Raw genomic sequence first — 20,659 nt, 5'->3', positions numbered from 1 at the left:
GGTAAAAAGAAGTCCGAGGGAAGGCGCAATCAACCGCTTAGGTTTCAAAAATTAAGAACGTCCTTAGCGTCAGGGCGGTTGCTATATTACAAAACTTCCCTATCTTGATAGTCAGTCGATTTGAGGTTCAAGATTGACTCCCCAGCCGCTATCTACAGGCTTGAACTAACCTAAACCACTGGTTTGCTGTGGGCGACTCCTGCGGGAAAGTAAGTCTCCGTCTTTCTGTGATGTCATGTATCTACTGTTATTGATGGCGCCTTTTTTTAGAAGCTCAGAGATTGACACAATCACCAAGATAGTGTATCTTCTCTAACTGGTAGTACACATCCAAGTTATGCAGTTAGTCGAAAGGCAACTCATTAAACCAAAGCACAGGTTTTACCCAGAAGCCGACCGATTGTCCTTGCTGTCCAACAAAGTTTACAACTGCGATAACTATATCTACGGTCAAAACTTTTTCTCAGGTCAACCAACCAATGCTCTGGCTGTTGATCGTGCACTCAAAAAGAGCCTAAAGGACAAAGCATTGCCCGCCCAAGTAACACACAAAACTCTCCCGTTACTGCTGAAAATATGGACTAGCTATCATACTGTCAAATTGGCTGGCGCGATCGTGATCGTCCCACTAAGTTTCAAGCAGCACCGAAAATCCCTGATTAAAAAGTTCAGAAAAAAAGAGAGCAGTGGGGATATGTAGTTGTATTTAGTCGATGTGTTAGCAAAAAAAGCTTTCCCAAAAGAATTATGTCAGTTTGTCTGGGAGTAACATTTGGCAACCTTGAAAAGTTACCTAAATCTTGAAAATCCGGATTGTTCGCGAGCTAAGTTGTTAAGTTATTGAGGTAGTTTAGGAAAAGTTAGAAGAAAACGCAAGTGTAAAGCGGATTATAACCCTTGCCATAACGAGCTTCGCCAACATTAAAGAGCTATAAAACCCCTCCCTGGAAGAACGGTAAAATTCTACCTTCTAACTTGTACCTTCTAACTTGTACCTTCTAGCTTCAAGAAACACCCTGTTTCTTGCTCCTAAAAATAAATACCTTCCCTTGTGCAAACAATATTTCAGTCTGCTTATAACCGATCGCCCCCAAGTATACGGAAAAGTTAAAAAATGCAGAGTTCTGGCATTTGGGAGCCTGTTAACGCATAAAAAAGTCAATTTAGCCAACAACTGATGGCCCCGTGCCACCGGTCTGCTGGCGGCTAACTGCTGAAAGCCGATCGGGCAAGCAGCGCCCTTCCAGCTTTTGGCAGTAACGCAAACGAGGAAAAAACTGTCGTGAAATTCCACTGGCTACTACCGAGTTTCTTAAGTGTATTTTTGCTCGCCGGAGCCGCCGAAGCAGCTAGACTGCAATCTTGGCGGTTTGATGCTTCAGAGAATCGGCTTTACATTACAACAGACGGGGGAGTACAACCCAAGGCTCAACTGATTTTCAACCCGATGCGGTTGGTAATCGACTTGCCGGGGACGAGTCTGGGTCGTCCCTCGGTCAGCAAACCGCTCTCAGGGGCGATCGAATCGGTGCGGGTAGGACAGTTTGACAACGATACGACCAGAATTGTGGTCGAGATCAAAGACGGGTTTACTATAGACCCTCAGCAAGTAAAATTTCGGGGTATTTCTCCAAGCGAGTGGACAGTGGACTTGCCAACGCCGGTGCGGGGAGAAACTCAAAATCCGATTTCAGAGCCTGGGGGAGACAGGTTATCGGTGGAACCTTCAGCATCCCAAGCTCAGTCGGCAGAGGCGACTGTAGTTCAAAACGTTCAGGTGACGGCGGACGGTTTTTTAGTCCGCACTGCGGGCGGTCGGCCCCAAATTAATTTTCAACAAAGTCGGGCTGGGGACATCGCCACCCTCGATATTGAAGGAGCTAGTGTAGCTCCGGCCCTAAGCAGCCAACAGCCTCAAACGAACGGTCAGCACGGGGTTGACAAGATTGAAGTCCGGCAACTGCCAACAGACCCGCCCGTTACCCGCGTGACTTTGCGGATGAAGAATTCTAATACTCAGTGGCGGGCATCTGTGAGCAATTTGGGCGGGGTTGCGCTATTGCCGGGAACTGTAGTACGACAGCCCTCGGTTTCCCGCCGCCTGACTGTAGATCCTCCGGCTAGACAAGCTCAAGGAAATTTAGCGAGAGTTCAGTCAATTGATTTAGCCAGTAACGGCACGCAACTGGTGGTGAGAACTGACCGCCAAGTCTCCTATACCAGCGGGTGGGACCAGGGGTCGAGAGCTTACTGGATTAGACTCGCCTCTAGTTCCCTGGCGGGGGAAATTCCTCAGCTGGATTCCAACAGTCCTGTATCGTTTACTGCTAGCCAAGAAGATGCGGAGACTGTGGTGATTTGGGTGCAGCCTCGATCGGGGGTAGAGGTAGGCAGGGTGACGAGGCCGAGTCCGCAGTTGCTGTCTTTGCAGTTGCGCTCTAATGCTAGCGCGCAGCAACCTTTGACTCGCGCTCCCAATTTGTCGCCTTTGCCGAGAAGGACTTTGGGAAGCGACGATTTGCCCCAAGCTTCTAACCGCCGGGCCGTGGTAGCGATCGATCCTGGTCACGGTGGCCGCGATCCGGGGGCCGTGGGGATTCAGGGCATTCAGGAGAAGGAGATTGTTTTGGATATCTCTTTTCAGGTGGCGAGGCTGCTGGAACAGCAGGGGGTGCAGGCGGTGATGACTCGGACTGACGACAGCGAAATCGACCTGGAACCCAGAGTTTCTTTGGCAGAACGGGTGAATGCTAGTTTATTTGTCAGCATTCACGCTAATGCGATTAATATGAGTCGGCCGGATATTAGCGGGATTGAGACTTATTATTTCAATAACGGCGAAGATTTGGCCCGGGTGATACACGGCAGTATTTTGCAGGGCACGGGGGCGACTGACCGCCGAGTGCGGCAGGCGAGATTTTATGTTTTGAGAAAGACTTCTATGCCTTCTGTTTTGGTGGAGGTGGGTTTTGTCACGGGTGCTGAGGATGCTGCTAGGCTTTCTGACCCAGCTTACCGCAGTCAAATGGCTGCTTCGATCGCTCGCGGCATTTTGCTTTATCTTCAACAAAGATAATATATTGCCGGAGGGATTGGTAATTGGTAATTGGTTACTTGTTATTTGTTATTGGTAGCAACTGACAACTGACCAGTGCCCAGTGCCCAGTGACAACTGACAACTGACAATTGACAACTAACAAATGACAACAGACTCTGGACAACAAAGAATCGGTATTTTTGACAGCGGCGTGGGCGGTTTGACTGTGTTGACCCAGTTGTACCGACAATTGCCCAACGAATCGATACTTTATTTTGGAGATACGGCGAGGCTGCCTTACGGCACTCGCACACCGTCAGAAATTGTGGAGTTTGTCCGCGAAATTATGGCCTGGTTTGTGGAACAGGATGTGAAAATGGTCATTATGGCCTGCAACACCAGTTCTGCTTTGGCGATGGAGATGGTGCAGGCTGAATTTGATATCCCGGTGCTGGGAGTAATTCTGCCGGGGGCCCAGGCTGCGGTGCAGCAAGGCAAGCGGATCGGGGTCATCGCAACTCCTGTTACGGCTGCTAGCAATGCTTATCGAAATGCGATTTTGGAGATGGACGATTCTTGCCTGGTCTGGCAGGTTAGCTGTCCGGCTTTTGTGCCGCTGGTGGAGCAAAACCGGATTCACGACCCTTATACTTGTGAAGTGGCTCGGGAATATTTGGCTCCTTTGATTCAGCAGCGCATCGATACGCTGATTTACGGCTGCACTCATTATCCGCTGTTGGCTCCTGTGCTTCGCTCGCTTTTGCCTGCTGGGGTGACATTGATCGATCCTGCGGTACGGGTGGTGGCTGCTGCAGCCAGAGAATTGGAGCTTTTGGGGCTGCGGAATCCTGGTACTGCGCTACCGACTCGTTTTTGCGTGAGCGGCCCCCCGCAGCAGTTTGCGGAGTTGTCGGTCCAGTGGCTCGGTTGTACTCCTGCTGTTGAGAAAATATCCCTGCCGACAGTCGTACGATCGCCCGTATCGCTGGAATCTGCCGAATAAGCCGGAAAATTTATAGGTTAATCTAACCCCCCAAAACTCAGGTAAAGCTGGTTCTGGGGGGTTTAATTATTGCGATGTAACCTAGCAATTACACATCAATAGGTAATATTATTGAACAAAAGCTTTGATGAAGAATGCAAATAATGTCCTATACGTGCTGGATCTCTTCAGCCTTGAACCATGTCACCCTATGTATCACAAGCAGTTTTACTTGTAGACGGCTATAACATAATTGGACTTTGGCCTCGACTTCGAGAGAAGCGCGATCGCGACGAACTCGAAACAGCTCGCCGCGAGTTAATAGAGCTTTTAGTTAACTACAGCGCTGTTCAAGATTTTGAGGCTCGACTGGTGTTTGACGCGCACTATCGAGATACTCCCAGCGTTAAAGAAATTATTACTAAAAATTTATCGGTGCACTACACTGACTTCGGTCAGACAGCAGATACTTATATTGAAAAATCTTGTGCTAGTTTGCGCTACGAGTTGCGATCGGTCAAAGGCAAAGGCCGCATGATTGTCGCCACCTCAGACCGAGCGCAGCAATTGACCGTAGTCGGCTACGGTGCCGAATGGATGTCCGCCGAACAACTAGCGGCTGACGTAGAATCCACTGCCCGCCGCAGCGAGCGCCAGCACAAATCCCGCAAACACAACTCCAGTCGCTTTCTCGCCAATTCCCTCGATCCAGAATCCCAGCAGCGCCTCGCCAAGTTGAGAATGGGGCTGCATTAGCTGCTGAAACCCCCTCGCTGTCTGACAAAAAAAAAGTTTATCAAAGGCCTTGCCAAATCGAGTAAGTTCAGCTATTGTTAGTAAATGTGGGTAACAAAAACCCCCAATCCTCGGTAGCTCAGTGGCAGAGCGGTCGGCTGTAATGAATGCAAGCCTTTGGCATCAACCAAAAGCCCTAGTGACATAGCAGCTCTATCCGGTAACGGATACTGAAAAATCGGGTGAATTCAAGGAAACCGCAGCACTTCGGGTGGCGGCAATCTTGATCCAAGTCTGGCGAAAGGCAGCGGTTGCGATCGCAAGTAGCCGGAAAGGTGCAGAGACTAGAGATGAGGAGCCTAACCAATAAATCTCACAGCGCCCGACATCCGACGACAGATCAAAAGCATGATTTGTAGGGATGATGAAATAGTCCGCGCCCTTCGGAAACGTTGGGATAAGTGTAACCGATTGGTCGTAGGTTCAAATCCTACCCGGGGAGTTAGTAAAAGTCTGAAGTTGGAATTTTCCAGCTTCAGACTTTTTGTTTTTTAAGATTTGAGATGGTTTGGTGTCAAGCTTTCTGGTAGCGCCTTAATTCACATCGCTGTGAGTGTGGATTAACTCACCTTCCATAGGTATGGAAATATTCAACTTAGACAACTCCGGGTTTAATATCGCCTTGACAATACCAGAAGTCACCATCACCTCCAAACACCCAAGGGCTTGATGAAGAGCTACTCGAGCGTGTTGCACAGAAAAACGCTCTCCAAGCACCAGTATCAACTGCCGATAAATTTGTTCAATGTACTGAGTGTGGCTCAAAATGTCAATCAGCAAACCATAAAAACCTGTAATGGGCAAGCGCTGACCGTTCTTAACATAACACTTGATCCTGTTAATTTCACCAGCATTATAAACCGCTACAAATTCAACATCAGCCTCCACTAAGTCTAACTGAAACACATTGTACGCCGAAAGTAGCCAAGGAACCTCCTCCTTTGAAAAGCGCTGCATCACCTGTTTCATACAACCCAAATCAAATCCAGCAATCACCGCTTGACCCAAAATATCATTCGTAAATCCACCTTGAGCTAACCACCGAAAAGCTTTTTCCGGGCTTAAATTCAAACCAGCATCCCGCGCAATTTCCCTTGAATGTTCTTGTAAATCAGTGAATTGACCGTTAGCAGCGTACCAATAATCAGCGAAGCGAATATGCTGTTCAACTCGGCTCCGTTGATTGTGGTCGTATTGAGATTTAAGCCAGTTGCCGTCGTATTTCTGCTGCTCTTGCTCTAATTCCAAAATCGTGTAAGCCAATTCACGGGCACCGGTATGAGCTAAAGTCATGCCCGCCGATAAAATCGGGTCAGCGAAACCAGCAGTTTCACCTACCAAAAACCAGTTTTCTCCTACTGTTTTATCAGCCAAAAATGACCAATCTTTTGTAGTTTCAATCTTTCCGGTACTGGTAGCATTAGCGATTAACTTGTTGATGCGAGGTTCGCTATTGAGGGCTTCGGTATAGATATCCTCTGGTCGCTTTTTCAGTGACTTATAATGTTCCGCAGGGCAAACGAAGCCGATACTGGTGCGAGTTGGGCCCAAGGGAATGAACCAAAGCCACCCGTGACTCAAACTCATTACCTGTATCCGGGTGCCGCCAACGCCAATTTTATCTGACCATTCAGCGTTTGTCCAATAGTCCCAGATAGCTATATTTTGCAGTCGCGTCGGGCTGTGTGTCTTAACGCCCAAAGCTCGCCGCAGCACGCCAATGTGACCGGATGCGTCGATGTAGTAGCGGGCGGTTATTTGTTCTTGCGATCGCACGTGCAAAGCCGTAATCCGATCGCCCACTACATCTACCTTAACAACCGCAGTTTCTTCTCTGACTAAGCATCCCATTTCTGCCGCGTGGCGCAGCAAAATTTCGTCATATTTTGCTCGATCGACCTGAAAAGCAGTTTGCCGTCTCTGTCCCTCAAATTTAGCAGGCCGCTGTTCATCTTTAAACAACTCCGGCTGAATGAAATTAAAATCCCAAGGCTGTGGATCTGTTCCCCAGCGATAGATTCCACCAATCTTAATCGGGAAGTCGGCTGCTTCTACTTTGTCCCAGCATCCCATTTCCTGAAGCACATCACTAATTTGAGGCAATTGACTTTCCCCAACGTGATCGCGAGGGAATTTTTCTTTCTCTACGATTAGCACGCTCAGATTGGGATTGTATTTCTTGATCAGAGTGCCAGCAGTGCTCCCAGCGGGACCGCCGCCGACAATAACAACGTCGTAATGGCTCATATCAAATAGAGATAGTAGATACTACTTTTTTTGGGCATTGAAGAGACAAATGTATAACTGGTCAGCCTCGTCGGAATCAGCGAGGCTGAAATCTGTTTGCAACAGGTTTTATCCGACTGCGAGTTTTTCCTCTTCCGGTATGTGAGAAGTGTGGGAAATATCTAAATTCTCCGTCCAAGTATGAGCAATATCTAAATTCTCCGTCCAAGTATGAGCAATATCCAAATTCTCCGTCCAAGTATGAGCAATATCCAAATTCTCCGTCCAAGTATGAATAAGATTCGGTTCTAGCTCATTGATTGGAGTTGAATTCCTGTTCACTTGTGACATAATGCCTCTCCTTCTAAGTAATGAAGTTATCTAATTCTAAAACGTTCTAGTTCTAAAAGTGGAAAAGTTTACATCTCGCAATCTACGCAGCTTTTAAAGGTTGCAAAATATCCCAGGGTTTGGCAAAAGGTTGCTCAAAGCTATGGGTTTTTGCATAAACCAGAAGCTCATCCGTCAGTTCGGTAAAAACTTCAAACAAGTTATCAACTATCTTAACAGCCTCTTGACGGGTTTCCTCTGACAGTTGTATGTTTTTAATCAATTGATCCACTTCCGGCGTTCCTGTAGTATGACCTGTTTCCACTGCTAGATGAAAACACCCAAAATAAAGAAACTCCTTTTGGGTAATTGTTCGTAATTCTTGAGCAATAGGTGCCGCCGTTGAGAAGAACACATTACCCGTTGCTTCTATCACTTCCAGAATAGCTAACTTAGTAGTAGGACTAGCCCCAAAAGCAGAGCGAAAAATTTGATGTGATACCCAACGCGAAGCTTTTGTTTCTTCATTCCACAGAAAATTCAAAGCATCGCTGAACTTCACAGATCTGTTAATACCCAGTGTTTCCAAATCTTGCAAAAACCACAACCAGTGATGATCGTCTTCATAAGTGTGATTGTTGACTATTACCTGAAGTGGATCGTTGGTGGGTTCTTCTCGGAAGACATACTTGTTAAATTCACCAAAACTCATCACGAAAGGAGAAACACAGGGAGCGAAAGCTAGGCGCTGTCTTGGGTCTATACTTGTGTCCCGCATAAACTCAAATAGCCCAGATTTAGCAAATTCTTGCTTCTTCTTTTCAATCAATGCTAGGACTTCTTCCATGGCGATGCACCTGATGATGAAAACATTATAGCAAGTTGATCATCATAAATCTATGATCTGAATCATGCTTGTTTATGATGCAAGTCATACTAGATTGTACTCTCGATCGGCTAAACGAGCGTTTTCCAGCCCTGGGCGTCCCATTTTTTCTGGGTGACAAGGCTCAAAGATTTAGCTAAACCTTTAATTTATAAGGATTTGCCTGTCCTGTGTGCGATCGGCATCATAGAATTTTGTTACAATATTGTAATCAACTAAGTGAGGTGTCAGACCGTACATGATTAAGTCTAAGTTCAAACCAGATGTTCTGCTGTCCGCTCCTCCATGCCATTTCAAAGTTGAGGCATATCCCTATTTAAAAAATCCATGAGTAATTACTGGTGTTTTAACATTATTCAAGTATTGTAATATACTTCATATATAAAAATACTTAAGTACCCTAAACTCGACAGTCGATCGACATCAAGCAAAATGTTTACCCAAAATTTAGTCATAGATAGAATAAAACCCATGAAAGCAATTCCGGGTTACAGAATTACAGAAGTTGTTCAACTTGGTGCGAACTCGATCATTTATCGCGGAGTCCGGGAATGCGATCGAGCGTCAGTCATTATTAAAACACTCAATACGGAGTACCCCACAATAGAAGAAATTACTCGTTTGAGACATGAATACAAAATTAGCTCGAATCTCCAACTCGAAGGGATTGTCCAACCCCTTAGCTTAGAAAAATATAACAACAGTTTCGCTCTGATCTTAGAAGATTGTGGCGGTCAATCTCTCAAGCACCATCAAGCGGGTAAAAGCATTAAACTTCAGAAGTTTTTGCCACTGGCTATTCAACTGGCTCAGACTCTCGGAGAAGTGCATCAAAACCAGATTATTCATAAAGATATAAAACCCTCAAATATTATCATCACACCAGATTTAAAACAAGTAAAAGTCACTGATTTTAGCATGGCAACGCGCCTATCTAGAGAGATTCACCAAAATAGCAATACCACCGCGCTAGAAGGCACTCTAGCCTATATATCCCCAGAGCAAACTGGTCGAATGAACCGTGACCTCGACTACCGAACTGACTTTTACTCTCTAGGCATCACGTTTTATGAAATGCTTACAGGAGAGTTACCCTTTAATTCAACCGACCCCTTAGAATTAATTCACAACCACATTGCGGTGACACCTGTTCCTCCCCATCAGCTAACCAGTGAGGTCTCCTCAATGGTTTCATCAATTGTCATGAAACTATTAGCTAAAAATGCCGAAGACCGATATCAAAGTGCTTTGGGAGTAAAAGCAGACCTGGAAAATTGTCTAACCCAGCTACAAACTACGGGCAAAATAGAAAATTTCATTCCTGGCAAACTTGACAAATCCGGTCAATTTTTGATTTCCCAAAAACTTTACGGCCGCACACAAGAAGTAGCTACTTTGATGGCATCTTTCGAGCGAGTCAGTTGGGGAAAAACTGAGATGGTATTGGTCAGCGGCTACTCAGGCATCGGTAAAACCTCAGTTGTCAGTGAAATCAAAAAACCAATTGTACGGCAGCGGGGTTATTTTATTGCTGGTAAATTTGACCAGTTTAAGCGGGATATTCCTTATGCTGCAATAACTCAAGCGTTTGAGTCATTGATGCAGCAGTTATTCACAAAAAGCTCAGAAGACTTGGTAATTTGGAAAGAAAAGCTTTTGTCAAAGCTGGGTAATAACGGTGCAATTATTATTGATGTTATCCCTTCTGTCGAACTAATCATTGGTTCGCAGCCTGCTGTTCCACAATTGGGAGCGACAGAATCTCAAAATCGCTTTAATCGATTGTTGAAAGAATTCATGAATGTGTTTGCCCAAGCAAAACACCCATTAGTTCTATTTTTGGATGATTTACAGTGGGCTGATTTAGCTTCTTTAAAATTGATTCAGGAATTAGTGTCTTATCAAGATAGCCGATATTTTTTACTAATAGGAGCCTATCGAGATAACGAAGTAAATTCGCCTCATCCTTTAGTTCAAACGGTCGAAAAAATTCAAGAGACTGGTGTTGCTGTGCATCACATTATTCTCCCATGTTTAGATTTGAACAGCGTCAGTGAGCTAGTAGGGGATACCTTGGGTAATCAGAGGGAATATTTAAAGTGTTTGACAGAGTTAATTTTTAATAAAACTGGCGGGAATCCCTTTTTTATAACTCAACTGCTCTCAACTATTCACTCAGAACAACTGTTAGTTTTTGATTTCACTGTTGGTGCATGGCAGTGGGACATCACGGAAATTGAAGCCGCTGGCATTACAGATTACAGTGTCGTTGAATTAGTTGCTAGAAATCTGCAACAACTCCCGGAAGAGACGCAGCAAGTATTAAAACTAGCTGCTTGTATAGGCAACCATTTTAATTTAGAAAATTTGGCAATTGTTAGGGGCAAATCAGGTTCCGAAACTGCGGCGGATTTATGGGATGCGCTGCAAGCTGGTTTAATTCTTCCCATCAGCGATGCTTATAAAATTCCGATGCTTGATGAGGAAATTGTAAAAACACACCAGAAAGACGGGACTCCCATCCCACAAAACAATCAAAATCATCCGGCAATTATGCACCGCTCAATTGATTATAAGTTTTTGCACGATCGTGTACAACAAGCCGCCTATTCTCTAATCCCTGACTGCGATAAAAAACAAACCCACTTAAAAGTCGGCACCCTGCTACTAAATTCAACTCCACCATCGGAGATAGCAGAAAATATCTTTGATATTGTCAACCAACTGAATATCGGGGTGGAATTAATCACAAATCAAGAAAAGCGAGATGAACTAGCTAACTTTAATCTTATAGCTGGCAAAAAAGCTAAGAGTTCTGCCGCCTATGAAGCAGCGTTCAAATATTTTAATGTGGGTCGAGAACTTCTACCTGATCGAGCTTGGCAGAGTCACTATGACTTAATCGTGGAACTCCATGCCGAAGCGCTGGAATCATCCTATATAAATACCGATTTTGAGGGTGCATTTCAGCTCTCTGAGGTTATTATAGCACGCGCCCAAAATTTGCTCGATAAAATTAAAGTTTACGAGCTAAAGGTTTTTTTCTACTTCAATCAAAATCAATCCCAAACTTCGATAGATGTAGCTATCGAAGCTTTAAAAATGCTGGGAGTCTATATCCCGAAAAAACCAAATAAGTTAAATATTTTCCTAGAGTTGATACGGACAAAACTAGCTTTAAGAAATCATCAGATTGAGGATTTATTGGAGCTGCCACCAATGACTGACCCTAATAAAATTGTGGCTCTACGGATTTTAACTAATATGAGTCCGGCCGCTTTTGTAGCAGCACCCGAAATATTCCCACTGATCATATTTAAAATGGTTACTCTTTCTCTGAAATACGGGAATGCGCCACTGTCTAGTTTTGGGTATGCAAACTATGGTGTGATCCACTGTGGAGTATTAGGTGATATGGATTCTGGATACCGATACGGTCAAATGGCTCAGGCACTTTTAGAACGATTGCACACCAACTGGCGCCACTCTCAAATTTCACTACCTTTTAATGCTATGATCCGTCACTGGTCTGAGGGTAGCAGAGCAAGTTTTACAGGTTTAATTGAGGGTATTGAGAGCGGACTAGAAACCGGAGATATCAACAATGCTTGTTACTGTGCGAGTTTTTACAGCAATTATATATTTTTGAGTGGCGAACCTTTGGACTCTGTGGAGATTAAGCAGAGTCAATATATTCAAATGTTGGTGAATTATCAGAATGAATTTATGATGAACCATAGCAGAGTAGGGGCACAAGTTGTCTTTAATTTGCAAGGTAAAACAGCTGATCCTTGCCTATTAGTGGGCGAAATATTTAATGAAAATCTGATTCTGCCCACATTGAAGGAGAGTAAAAATAATTTAGTAATATTTGTAGTATATTTATCTAAATCATGGCTAAGTTATCTATTTAAAAATTATGTAGAAGCCTTAGAAAATGCCAGAACAGCATCAATTTACTCTGAGGCTGTAATGAGCATGATGTATATTCCAATTCACAATTTTTACTATTCCCTAGCGCTGTTAGCGTTGTATCCCACCCTTGCCAAAAATGAACAGAAAAAACATTTAAAACAAGTGACTTCGCTTCAAAAAAAAATGAAGCATTGGGCGGTGAACTCTCCGGGAAATTATCAGCATAAATATGATTTAGTAGAAGCAGAAAAAGCGCGAGTATTGGGACAATATGAAAAAGCGGCTCTGTATTATGATCGAGCAGTGAAAGGAGCATCGAAGAATGAATACATCCACGAAGAAGCTCTAGCCAATGAACTAGCTGCAGAATTTTATCTAGCTAACGGTCGAAATAAAGTGGCTCAGACTTATCTGATAGATGCTTACTACGGCTATATTCACTGGGGAGCAACCGCCAAGGTAAAACATTTGGAGTCACAGTATCCGATCTCTTTACCCCCTACATCGATGGGAAAAGCCAGCGCAGATCGAACTATTACTAGCACTAATTATAGCACGAGCAGCAGTCACAGCAGTTTATTGGATTGGACAACTGTTGTTAAAGCATCTCAAGCGCTAGCTAGCGAAATTGTATTGGACAAGTTGTTAGAAAAGTTAATGAAAATGGCGATCGAGAATGCTGGAGCCCAAAAAGGTTTTCTCCTGATGCCCAAGGAAGGAAAATTGCGGATTAAAGCAGCGGCATCGGTGGAGTATTCGGATGTTGCAATTGAACAATGCCCTAGAGTATCTCCTGCAGAGGTTTTGCCAATAACGGTGATTAATTATGTGGAGAAAACGCATTTAGATGTAGTTTTAAGCCAGGCTGCTAGAGAAGGTCTATTTACAGACGACCCCTATATTAAAAGGCAGCAAGTGAAGTCTGTGCTTTGTACTCCTATTCTGAATCAAAGCAAACTCGTAGGTGTCTTTTATCTGGAAAATAATTTAGCTACTGAAGCGTTTTCTCCAACTAGGTTGGAGGTTTTAAAAATTCTTTCTTCCCAAGCTGCTATCTCTTTAGAAAATGCGGTACTTGTTGCTAATTTGTCGGAGACTAAGGAACAGTTGGAGGATTATTCGCGGACGCTGGAGGTGAGAGTAGAAGAGCGCACGCAGGAATTAAAGGCTAAAGAAGCTAAGCTGCAAGAAGCTCAAAAACTGGCGCACCTCGGCAACTGGGAATTTGATTTGGAGGGGGATAAATTAACTTGGTCTGAGGAAGTATTCCGAATTTTTTCTCTTGACCCTAAACTACCAGAACCCACGATTTTAGAACACAAGAAGCAAATTCATCCAGATGACCTACAGTTGTGGTTAGAGGCAGTAGAGCAGATTAGTCGGTTAGGAAATCCTTGCGAGTATGAGATGAAAATTTTGCGCCCTGATGGAGCTGTCAGATATATTTATGTTAAGGCGCAAGCTATTTTTGATGGCGGTAAGGTGATTAAGTTATTTGGAACTATACAGGACATTACGGATCGCAAGTTAGCGGAGGATGCTTTGCGACAGTCGGAGGGGAGTTTGAGAGAAAAAGCGACACAATTAGAAGTTACTTTGTCCGAATTACGCTCGACGCAGACTCAACTAATTCAAACTGAAAAAATGTCTTCTTTGGGGCAGTTGGTGGCGGGGGTTGCTCACGAAATTAATAATCCGATTAATTTCATTTATGGCAATGTTCTCCATGCTAACGATTATAGCTCGGATTTGCTGGGATTGATTGATCTTTACCAGGAGTCTTACCCGAATGCTAATCCTGAGATTGTTGCTAAAACAGAAGATATTGACCTCGCTTTTATTCAAGAAGATTTGCCGAAAATTCTAAAATCAATGCAGGTTGGGGTCGATCGCGTTCGCAATATTGTGCTGTCGCTGCGGAATTTCTCGCGCCTGGATGAGGCCGAGATGAAACCAGTGGATATTCACTCCGGGATTGATTCGACTCTGCTAATTTTGCAGCATAGGTTGAAAAAGGATGCAGTCGGACATGGCATTGAGGTAGTTAAAGAGTACGGTCAACTGCCGGAGGTAAATTGTTATGCTTCTGGTTTAAATCAGGTGTTTATGAATATTTTGAGCAATGCAATTGATGCAGTGGAGTTAGGAGTTGGGCGATCGGAGACAACTGCCAAACTAGAAAATCCTTTATCTCTAATCTTTGAGCGAAAGATTGAGATTCGGACTGAGCTATGCGACAAAAACTGGGTGAGAATTTATATTGCTGATAATGGTCGGGGGATGACGGAGGAAGTACGATTGCGAATATTTGACCCTTTCTTTACTACAAAATCTGTGGGCCAAGGTACCGGTTTAGGGTTAAGTATAAGTTATCAGATTGTAGTAGAGAAACACGGCGGGAAGCTAATGTGCTTTTCTGCACCTGGTGAGGGGGCTGAGTTTGTGATTGAAATTCCCGTGCAGCAGTGAAGTTTTTTTAGTTTTTATAAGATTTTTTTAACCGCAGATGAACGCCGATGAACGGAGATAGAAGCGTATCGGCGTTCATCTGTGTTTCTCGGCTGGTATCTGCGGCTCAAACTTCTCAATCTAAATATTAAACATCGCGTTCTGTTCGCACCCATTTGGTTTGCCGTTTTAGGAGAAAACCTAGATACAAAGGGATCTTCCAAAGGATATAAAAAGGTACAGATAAAAGAGTTGAGCCAGAAATATTGGCACGCCCAAATTTTGCCCAAGCGCCGACAATTGAAACTAAAATCAGCAATCCTTGTACTGCTAACAAAACGGCGGGAATGGAGGATGTTCCCAAAATTGCTGCTAGTAAAGAGGCGGCAAAAGCAGCTAGCCAGATAGCGACTAACAGCGACAGGGGAGGGACGGATAAGTCTAGGGCGATCGCCAATAAGTCAAAACGTTTTTGCTGGACAGAAGCTGCTGTCAGCCGGGGAGTTTGAGTTAACAATGTCTGTATGTGACCGTGTTCCCACCTGGTTCTTTGACTTTTAGCTGCTTGCTGCTGCTGTGGCAAACACCCGGTGACGTTGGCTTCGGGGCAGAATACTGTTGGGTGTCCGGCGATCGCCAAATCCAAACTCATCTGCATATCTTCAACAATATTGCCGCTAGCTAGAGAAACCGATCGAATTATCGACCAGGGAAAAGCCATGCCAGTACCCGTTAGTAATGATGGGAATCCTAACTTTTTTAATCCGCTGGGACGAACTAAGTTTTTCACAAGAAATGCTAAAGCAGAAATGGAATCTTTAGGAGTAGGATTTGGTGGCTGTTCCATGAGATAAGTTGCTTGCACAGGTCTTTGTTCAGCAACTGCCACCCTGGCTAATTTTTCTATAGAGTCGGGTTTACAGATGCAGTCTGCGTCAACCATGATGACTACTTCGGGGGGGTCGGATTCGATCGACTGCAACCCGAAATCCAGTGCGTATCCTTTACCCTTGCGTTGTGTGTCTTGTCGCTCGATCGCACTTGCACCGGAGTTACGGGCGATTTCTGCCGTAGCGTCAGTGCAGTTGTCAGCAATCACTAACAGGCGGTCTTGAGGTGTTAGCTGTGGCAATATGGTGGAGATGGTGGCGGCAATTCCTGCTGCTTCGTTGTAAGCGGGAATTAAAACTGCTACTTTGGGGCGGGGTGCTTTACTTCCCGCTGTCTCGCCCTGGCCGGACAAGAAAGCTGCACTGCATTCTAGAAATAGAACTGCAACGGGAATTAGAAGGATCAGGGCGATCGCCAATAGCACAGCATCAATCAATAGGAACAGTAGCTGATTAATTTCCACAATTTTAGTACCTTAATTTAATTTAATTTGTTGCGTTTACTGAGTTTATTTAATGTTATTCTACCTTTGTTAACTCACGAAGCCACGCTCTCTAAAGTATCATTATATCATGCACGCACACAATCATCATTTTCACATTTTTGGTGACGACTTAAGTCCTACTAAAATTACTAGGACTAGCTTCATTACTACGAATTAATTTCATTACGGCTGTGCGGTCGTAACTAATATCATATTATCTCTATTATGACAATGTTAAGTCACTCAATTTAATTAAACCTCAAATAATGCCAGACTCTAGAAACCAGGTTTCTTTTAGAAACCTGGTTTCTGGGTGTTATATTTTTAATCAACTAAACACTTAGTCGATGTTAAACATCGAATCCGGTTGCATCGGAATAATAAAATCGATTCAACAGTTAACACTCAAGCATTCAGTTTTTCGACACGGAGTCAACAGTCAACGATCATTTCGCTCTTGCAACCGGAATTGATATAACTCATTCATCCCCTGTGGGTGGGCACTCAGGAAGCCATCTCCAAACTCAAAACTAGGTTTAAGCTACGCTGCATCGGGGATAGCAACAGGTTCAGATTTTTTGGTGGTGAACTGTGCGGTGGGTGCAAATTCTCTGAGATATCTCGACACCGATCGCAAATATCCCACTTCTGCTTGAATAGAATCCAGCGTAGAAAGACTCTCAACTAAGTCATCAAACTCATCTGCCGTAACTCCAGCACTGTGCAAGACTTCTTGGTTAAGCCGCCCGCAGATTCCTTGCAGGAGGAGTTCGATAATCTCGTTATAGTCAGCGATTTCGGTTCCGTAACCTTGCAATTTCTTCGGATTGATTCCCCACTGCAAAATCTTCAACAAGTCTTCAGGGGCACTCCACGCAAAAGAGGAAGCAATCACTTCTTTTTCCGCTGCGACAAGAGCGTGCTTGATTTGCGCCTCGGGGAAAGCAGGATCGATGATTAAGGTTTCCAGTTTCGACACTTGTTTATCTAACACGCGCAAAGAAAAAGGAGCTAATTCTACCATCACCATGTCGCCAGCATCGTTAACACTTCTAAAAGGATCTTCCAAAACATTAATTAGGAGGTGAATGTCTGTAGGTTTTTTCCAGTCAAATTGTCCAAGGAAAAAGGGTTCTTCGTATCCCGGCAAAAGTCCTTGAAAATAAATCGGCAGATTTTTCCCTGATTCAAGAATTTTATAAAGAGCTACTTCCAAGGTTTCTGTTGGCCACCCCAGATTACTCACGGCGACAAATTTCAGTTTTCCGGGAACGGACACAATCAGAGAATTCAGCAATAAATGTACGGCTTCAAAAAGATTTTGAGCAGTTACGTAGCGGTGGGGAGCGTGAACGTTGACAGTTTTACCTTGCTCTACTTTTTTGGACATTTGCTCGCAGAACAAGCTATTTTCCAACATATGAGTAAAGCGAACCATCCCGTAAGTGACATTTCCTTCTTGAGCTGCTTTGGCAAATTGCCATTCAGCAAACTTCTTCGAGGCGGCATAAACTTCGGTTGTAAAATATCGAGATGTTTTGCCTGTAGAAGAGAAGATGCAGTGTTCTACGCCGTATTCTTCGCAGAGTTGGATGACGTGTTTACATCCTAACAGGCTGGTTGTAACTGTTTCTCGGATTTTGATTTCAGCTAATCCGGGTTGGCGTTGGGCCGCTAGGTGAAAAACAATTGCTGGTTTTTCTACCTCAAATATGTGTTTGAGCGCGTCGAGGTTGCGAATGTCAACGGCATAGAAAGTTACAGCACCTTCTCTGGTAAAAAGCGGGAGATTTTCTTCGGGGTTTTGACATCGGGCATTGTCTGCGGAAATGATTTTAGTTGCGCCTAATTCGAGGAGTTTTGCGATTAAGAAACGACCGACACATCCTTCTCCACCGGTGATGAGGATGGTTTTTCCTTTTATTTGGCTGCTGATTGCGGATGCGTATAGGTGAATAGTGCGACCGCGCACGTCACTAAAAGGTTCGCTTTCTAATTGTCCGTCGGCTTGATATGCCCTGATTAGCTGTGCGGTGAGAGTTTGTAAGGCCCCGATGATTTCAGGATGTTGCGGTTCCGGGGAACCCGGCGGAACTAGCTGCTGAATGCAATCGATGATTTCTGCTTTGCTGGCACCTTCAAACACTTCTGATGGGTTAAATGCACTCTTCACTTTTTAGCCTCCTTTAATTTCTAGGGATACGGTTGCTGATTCTAAATTGTTAAACAGATTTTTGAGGGACAGAATTTTTAAAAGCCTGCTTGGATTTAGGATTTTTTAGACTGAAAGCTACTTTATCCGAAAGATACGCGCTCGGTTCTGCTACTAATTGCTTGTATTAAGCATACTTGTAGTTTTATTAAGCGCTTTTTTTTACGTACTTACTTGGGCGATCGGCAAAGTCGGAACCTTCTCTGTGCAAAATTTGTCTCTACAACTATAAACTTAAGTTGCTGACTGTTGGCAATACTCAGAACAGATCTTTACCATTTCTTTGTAATCACCTGCGAGTTTTCACGCAATTTTAAAGTTAATGTAAAGTAGGAGCGGTGTTTAAAAAACTTAACACTATACTTGACATTGATAATAGCATTTTATAACTTAAAGAAAATGTATTTTTTGCTACTAAACAAGCTAAAAATTTTAAGTAATAATACGCACAATATCACCCAATCTTTGCGTCTGCTGAAAAGATTGCTACTTGATGGGTGGGGTAGTGCTGTGGCTACCCCTGTATGTGTGCTGCTACTAGGCGCGAACGATGCGTTCTTTTTTGCTGCCTTCAAAGCCACGAGCATCCCCAACATCGTAGCCTCCTGTCCGCAAGCGGCGGTCTAAATCGCTAGCTTCGGGAGAAGTTTTTGCTGCTTCTTCGATCGTCACTCTGCCTTCAAGCACCAGTTTGTAAAGACCCTGGTTGATAATCTGCATTCCTTCGTAAGTATCATGTTCCATTAATCGGAAAGCTTCATCATCAGCACCTTTCATCAAGTAATCGTGCATGGCAGGTGTATTCACCAAAATATCGTGAACTGCTACTCGACGGTTGTCAACAGTTGGCAGCAAAAGTTGAGCAATTACCGCTACTAAAGAATCGCAAATTTGAATCCGCATCGCCTGTTGTTCTTCTGGTGGGTAGAGGTTCAACAATCGGTTAATAGCGTTAATGGCACTGCGAGTGTGGAGAGTTCCCAATACTAAGTGACCTGTTTGAGCTGCTTGCAACGCTGTATTGATGGTAACGCGATCGCGCATTTCCCCGATCAGAATTACATCTGGATCTTCCCGCAAAACAGCTCGCAAAGCCTGCTGAAACTCGTGGGTATGCAAGCCGACTTCCCGCTGGCTGACCAAGCATTTTTTAGAAGGGTGAATGAATTCGATCGGGTCTTCAATGGTAACTACGTGCTTTTGCTCCATCTGATTGAGATGGTCGATCATCGCAGCTACGGTTGTCGATTTCCCCGAACCGGTAGGCCCCGTAACTAATATTAATCCCTGCGATCGCAAAATGATACTTTTGAAAACTTCTGGCAACCTCAAGGAATCGATAGTAGGTATTTCCAAACTGATCAACCGCAATACTATGGCACCGCCGCTGAGGGACTCAAAACAGTTTAGCCGACACCGCACGAAGCCAGGGTAAAAAATTGCTGAATCTAATTCCTTGGTAGTTGCAAACTGTTTTCGCTGTTCGGGGGTGAGAATTTCGGCTAGGTACTGTTCAAAAATTTCTGGCGTTACTTTGGGGTGGGTGGTTGCTACTTGCATCACGCCACGAATCCGAAATCGAGGTACTTGGCCTACTCGAATGTGAATGTCGGAAGCCGAGGCACTATGGGCATCTCGGACCATTTGTTCGATCGTACTGACGGGTGTCTCAACAGAAGACCGCTGCTGGGCCGGAGGGGGCGCACTCGGCGCGGGTGCAGGAGGCGGCGCGGGAGTTGCAGCCAAGGGCGGGGGCGGAGGCGGTGTTCGGCGGGCTTGAGCCTCTGGTCGAAGGGGTGTAGGATTGTTTAATGGGTTCATTTTTTTGTCTCCAGTCAATGTAGATTTATTGCGAAAAAATGCCCGATTTCTAATCTTATCGCTCGCAGCTAATTCGGTGTTAAATGCTGAGAATATTTTACAATTAGGCTTGATGGGGCGATCGAGTAATTAACAATTTAAACTCCTATGAACATCGGTCACAAAATTGCCGACTGGCTCGAAAATCGCGCTGTTACCCCGGCCTACGCGGGTTGGCTGCTATCGGGGATGACGGTTTTCTTTTTTGGGTCGGCGACTAATACAATGTCTGGGTGGCTGTACGTGCTCAGCGGTGGGGGTTTGGCGCTGTTGGGAGTAGCGGCGGTTTTGCCTGGAAAATCGCTCCGTTCCTTGGAAGTCCGTCGCCGCCCGATCGAACCGGTGAGTGCGGGCGATCAAATCACCGTTGAACTAGAAATCGAAAATCGCGCCCGCGAACCTAAGACTCTCTTGCAAGTTGTAGACATCCTGCCGTTTGTATTGGGAGAACCCGTCCTCCGCCCGATCGAAGTCATAGAGCCTAACAGTATATACAGGGATACATACTATCTAGAAGTCCGGCAGCGCGGGGTCTATCGGTGGCAAGAGGTAAACTTGAGGACGGCGGCACCTTTAGGGTTGTTTTGGTGCCG

The 20,659-nt window shown here is 44.6% G+C and carries 10 protein-coding genes and 1 pseudogene; 5 read left to right on the top strand and 6 right to left on the bottom strand.

Annotated features, from left to right (window positions below; all coding sequences use genetic code 11):
- The first annotated feature begins 1,282 nt into the window (after window positions 1-1,282).
- The 3 genes from QUA38_RS08665 (at window position 1,283) to QUA38_RS08655 (ending at window position 4,775) form a co-directional block, all read left to right on the top strand.
- Entirely contained in the window at window positions 1,283-3,076 is a 1,794-nt protein-coding gene (locus QUA38_RS08665; protein WP_333160903.1) for an N-acetylmuramoyl-L-alanine amidase, read from the top strand.
- A 124-nt stretch (window positions 3,077-3,200) separates the two neighbouring features.
- On the top strand, window positions 3,201-4,040 hold the full coding sequence (gene murI, locus QUA38_RS08660) for a glutamate racemase (protein ID WP_333160901.1): 840 nt from the start codon (window positions 3,201-3,203) through the stop codon (window positions 4,038-4,040).
- 180 nt (window positions 4,041-4,220) lie between these two features.
- On the top strand, window positions 4,221-4,775 hold the full coding sequence (locus QUA38_RS08655) for an NYN domain-containing protein (RefSeq protein ID WP_333160899.1): 555 nt from the start codon (window positions 4,221-4,223) through the stop codon (window positions 4,773-4,775).
- A gap of 573 nt (window positions 4,776-5,348) precedes the next feature.
- Here the strand turns inward: QUA38_RS08655 and QUA38_RS08650 are convergent.
- From QUA38_RS08650 to QUA38_RS08640, 3 genes are all read right to left on the bottom strand, one after another.
- Window positions 5,349-7,061: an NAD(P)/FAD-dependent oxidoreductase gene (locus QUA38_RS08650; RefSeq protein WP_333160897.1), complete on the bottom strand. Its 1,713-nt coding sequence runs from the start codon at window positions 7,059-7,061 to the stop codon at window positions 5,349-5,351.
- A 108-nt stretch (window positions 7,062-7,169) separates the two neighbouring features.
- Window positions 7,170-7,391 carry a hypothetical protein gene (locus tag QUA38_RS08645; protein ID WP_333160894.1) on the bottom strand — a complete coding sequence of 74 codons (222 nt, stop codon included), beginning with the start codon at window positions 7,389-7,391 and terminating at the stop codon, window positions 7,170-7,172.
- Window positions 7,392-7,473: 82 nt separating this feature from the next.
- Complete coding sequence (locus QUA38_RS08640; RefSeq protein WP_333160892.1) at window positions 7,474-8,217, bottom strand: hypothetical protein; 744 nt, start codon at window positions 8,215-8,217, stop codon at window positions 7,474-7,476.
- 510 nt (window positions 8,218-8,727) lie between these two features.
- Here QUA38_RS08640 and QUA38_RS08635 point away from each other — a divergent pair.
- Entirely contained in the window at window positions 8,728-14,640 is a 5,913-nt protein-coding gene (locus QUA38_RS08635; RefSeq protein ID WP_333160890.1) for an AAA family ATPase, read from the top strand.
- A gap of 127 nt (window positions 14,641-14,767) precedes the next feature.
- Here QUA38_RS08635 and QUA38_RS08630 read toward each other — a convergent pair whose 3' ends face one another.
- The 3 genes from QUA38_RS08630 to QUA38_RS08620 all read right to left on the bottom strand — a co-directional run bounded on the left by QUA38_RS08630 (window position 14,768) and on the right by QUA38_RS08620 (window position 20,027).
- Window positions 14,768-15,973, bottom strand: coding sequence for a glycosyltransferase (locus QUA38_RS08630; RefSeq protein ID WP_333160888.1), 1,206 nt, complete (start codon window positions 15,971-15,973; stop codon window positions 14,768-14,770).
- 562 nt (window positions 15,974-16,535) lie between these two features.
- Window positions 16,536-18,167: a polysaccharide biosynthesis protein gene (locus tag QUA38_RS08625; protein WP_333160886.1), complete on the bottom strand. Its 1,632-nt coding sequence runs from the start codon at window positions 18,165-18,167 to the stop codon at window positions 16,536-16,538.
- Between the two features lie 576 nt (window positions 18,168-18,743).
- Entirely contained in the window at window positions 18,744-20,027 is a 1,284-nt protein-coding gene (locus QUA38_RS08620; RefSeq protein WP_333064505.1) for a PilT/PilU family type 4a pilus ATPase, read from the bottom strand.
- A gap of 147 nt (window positions 20,028-20,174) precedes the next feature.
- Here QUA38_RS08620 and QUA38_RS08615 point away from each other — a divergent pair.
- A pseudogene (locus QUA38_RS08615) lies at window positions 20,175-20,659 on the top strand (DUF58 domain-containing protein); the annotation flags it as partial.

This window comes from Microcoleus sp. Pol12B4, from assembly GCF_036701385.1.
Taxonomy (GTDB): Bacteria; Cyanobacteriota; Cyanobacteriia; order Cyanobacteriales; family Microcoleaceae; genus Microcoleus.
This window is presented reverse-complemented; position numbering and strand designations above follow the sequence as displayed.

Excerpts from the sequence above, each read along its gene's own strand:
- QUA38_RS08640 (WP_333160892.1), bottom strand. The coding sequence starts at position 8,217 with ATGGAAGAAGTCCTAGCATTGATTGAAAAGAAGAAGCAAGAATTTGCT.
- QUA38_RS08650 (WP_333160897.1), bottom strand. The coding sequence starts at position 7,061 with ATGAGCCATTACGACGTTGTTATTGTCGGCGGCGGTCCCGCTGGGAGC.
- QUA38_RS08655 (WP_333160899.1), top strand. The coding sequence starts at position 4,221 with ATGTCACCCTATGTATCACAAGCAGTTTTACTTGTAGACGGCTATAAC.
- QUA38_RS08620 (WP_333064505.1), bottom strand. The coding sequence starts at position 20,027 with ATGAACCCATTAAACAATCCTACACCCCTTCGACCAGAGGCTCAAGCC.
- QUA38_RS08635 (WP_333160890.1), top strand. The coding sequence starts at position 8,728 with ATGAAAGCAATTCCGGGTTACAGAATTACAGAAGTTGTTCAACTTGGT.
- QUA38_RS08645 (WP_333160894.1), bottom strand. The coding sequence starts at position 7,391 with ATGTCACAAGTGAACAGGAATTCAACTCCAATCAATGAGCTAGAACCG.
- murI (WP_333160901.1), top strand. The coding sequence starts at position 3,201 with ATGACAACAGACTCTGGACAACAAAGAATCGGTATTTTTGACAGCGGC.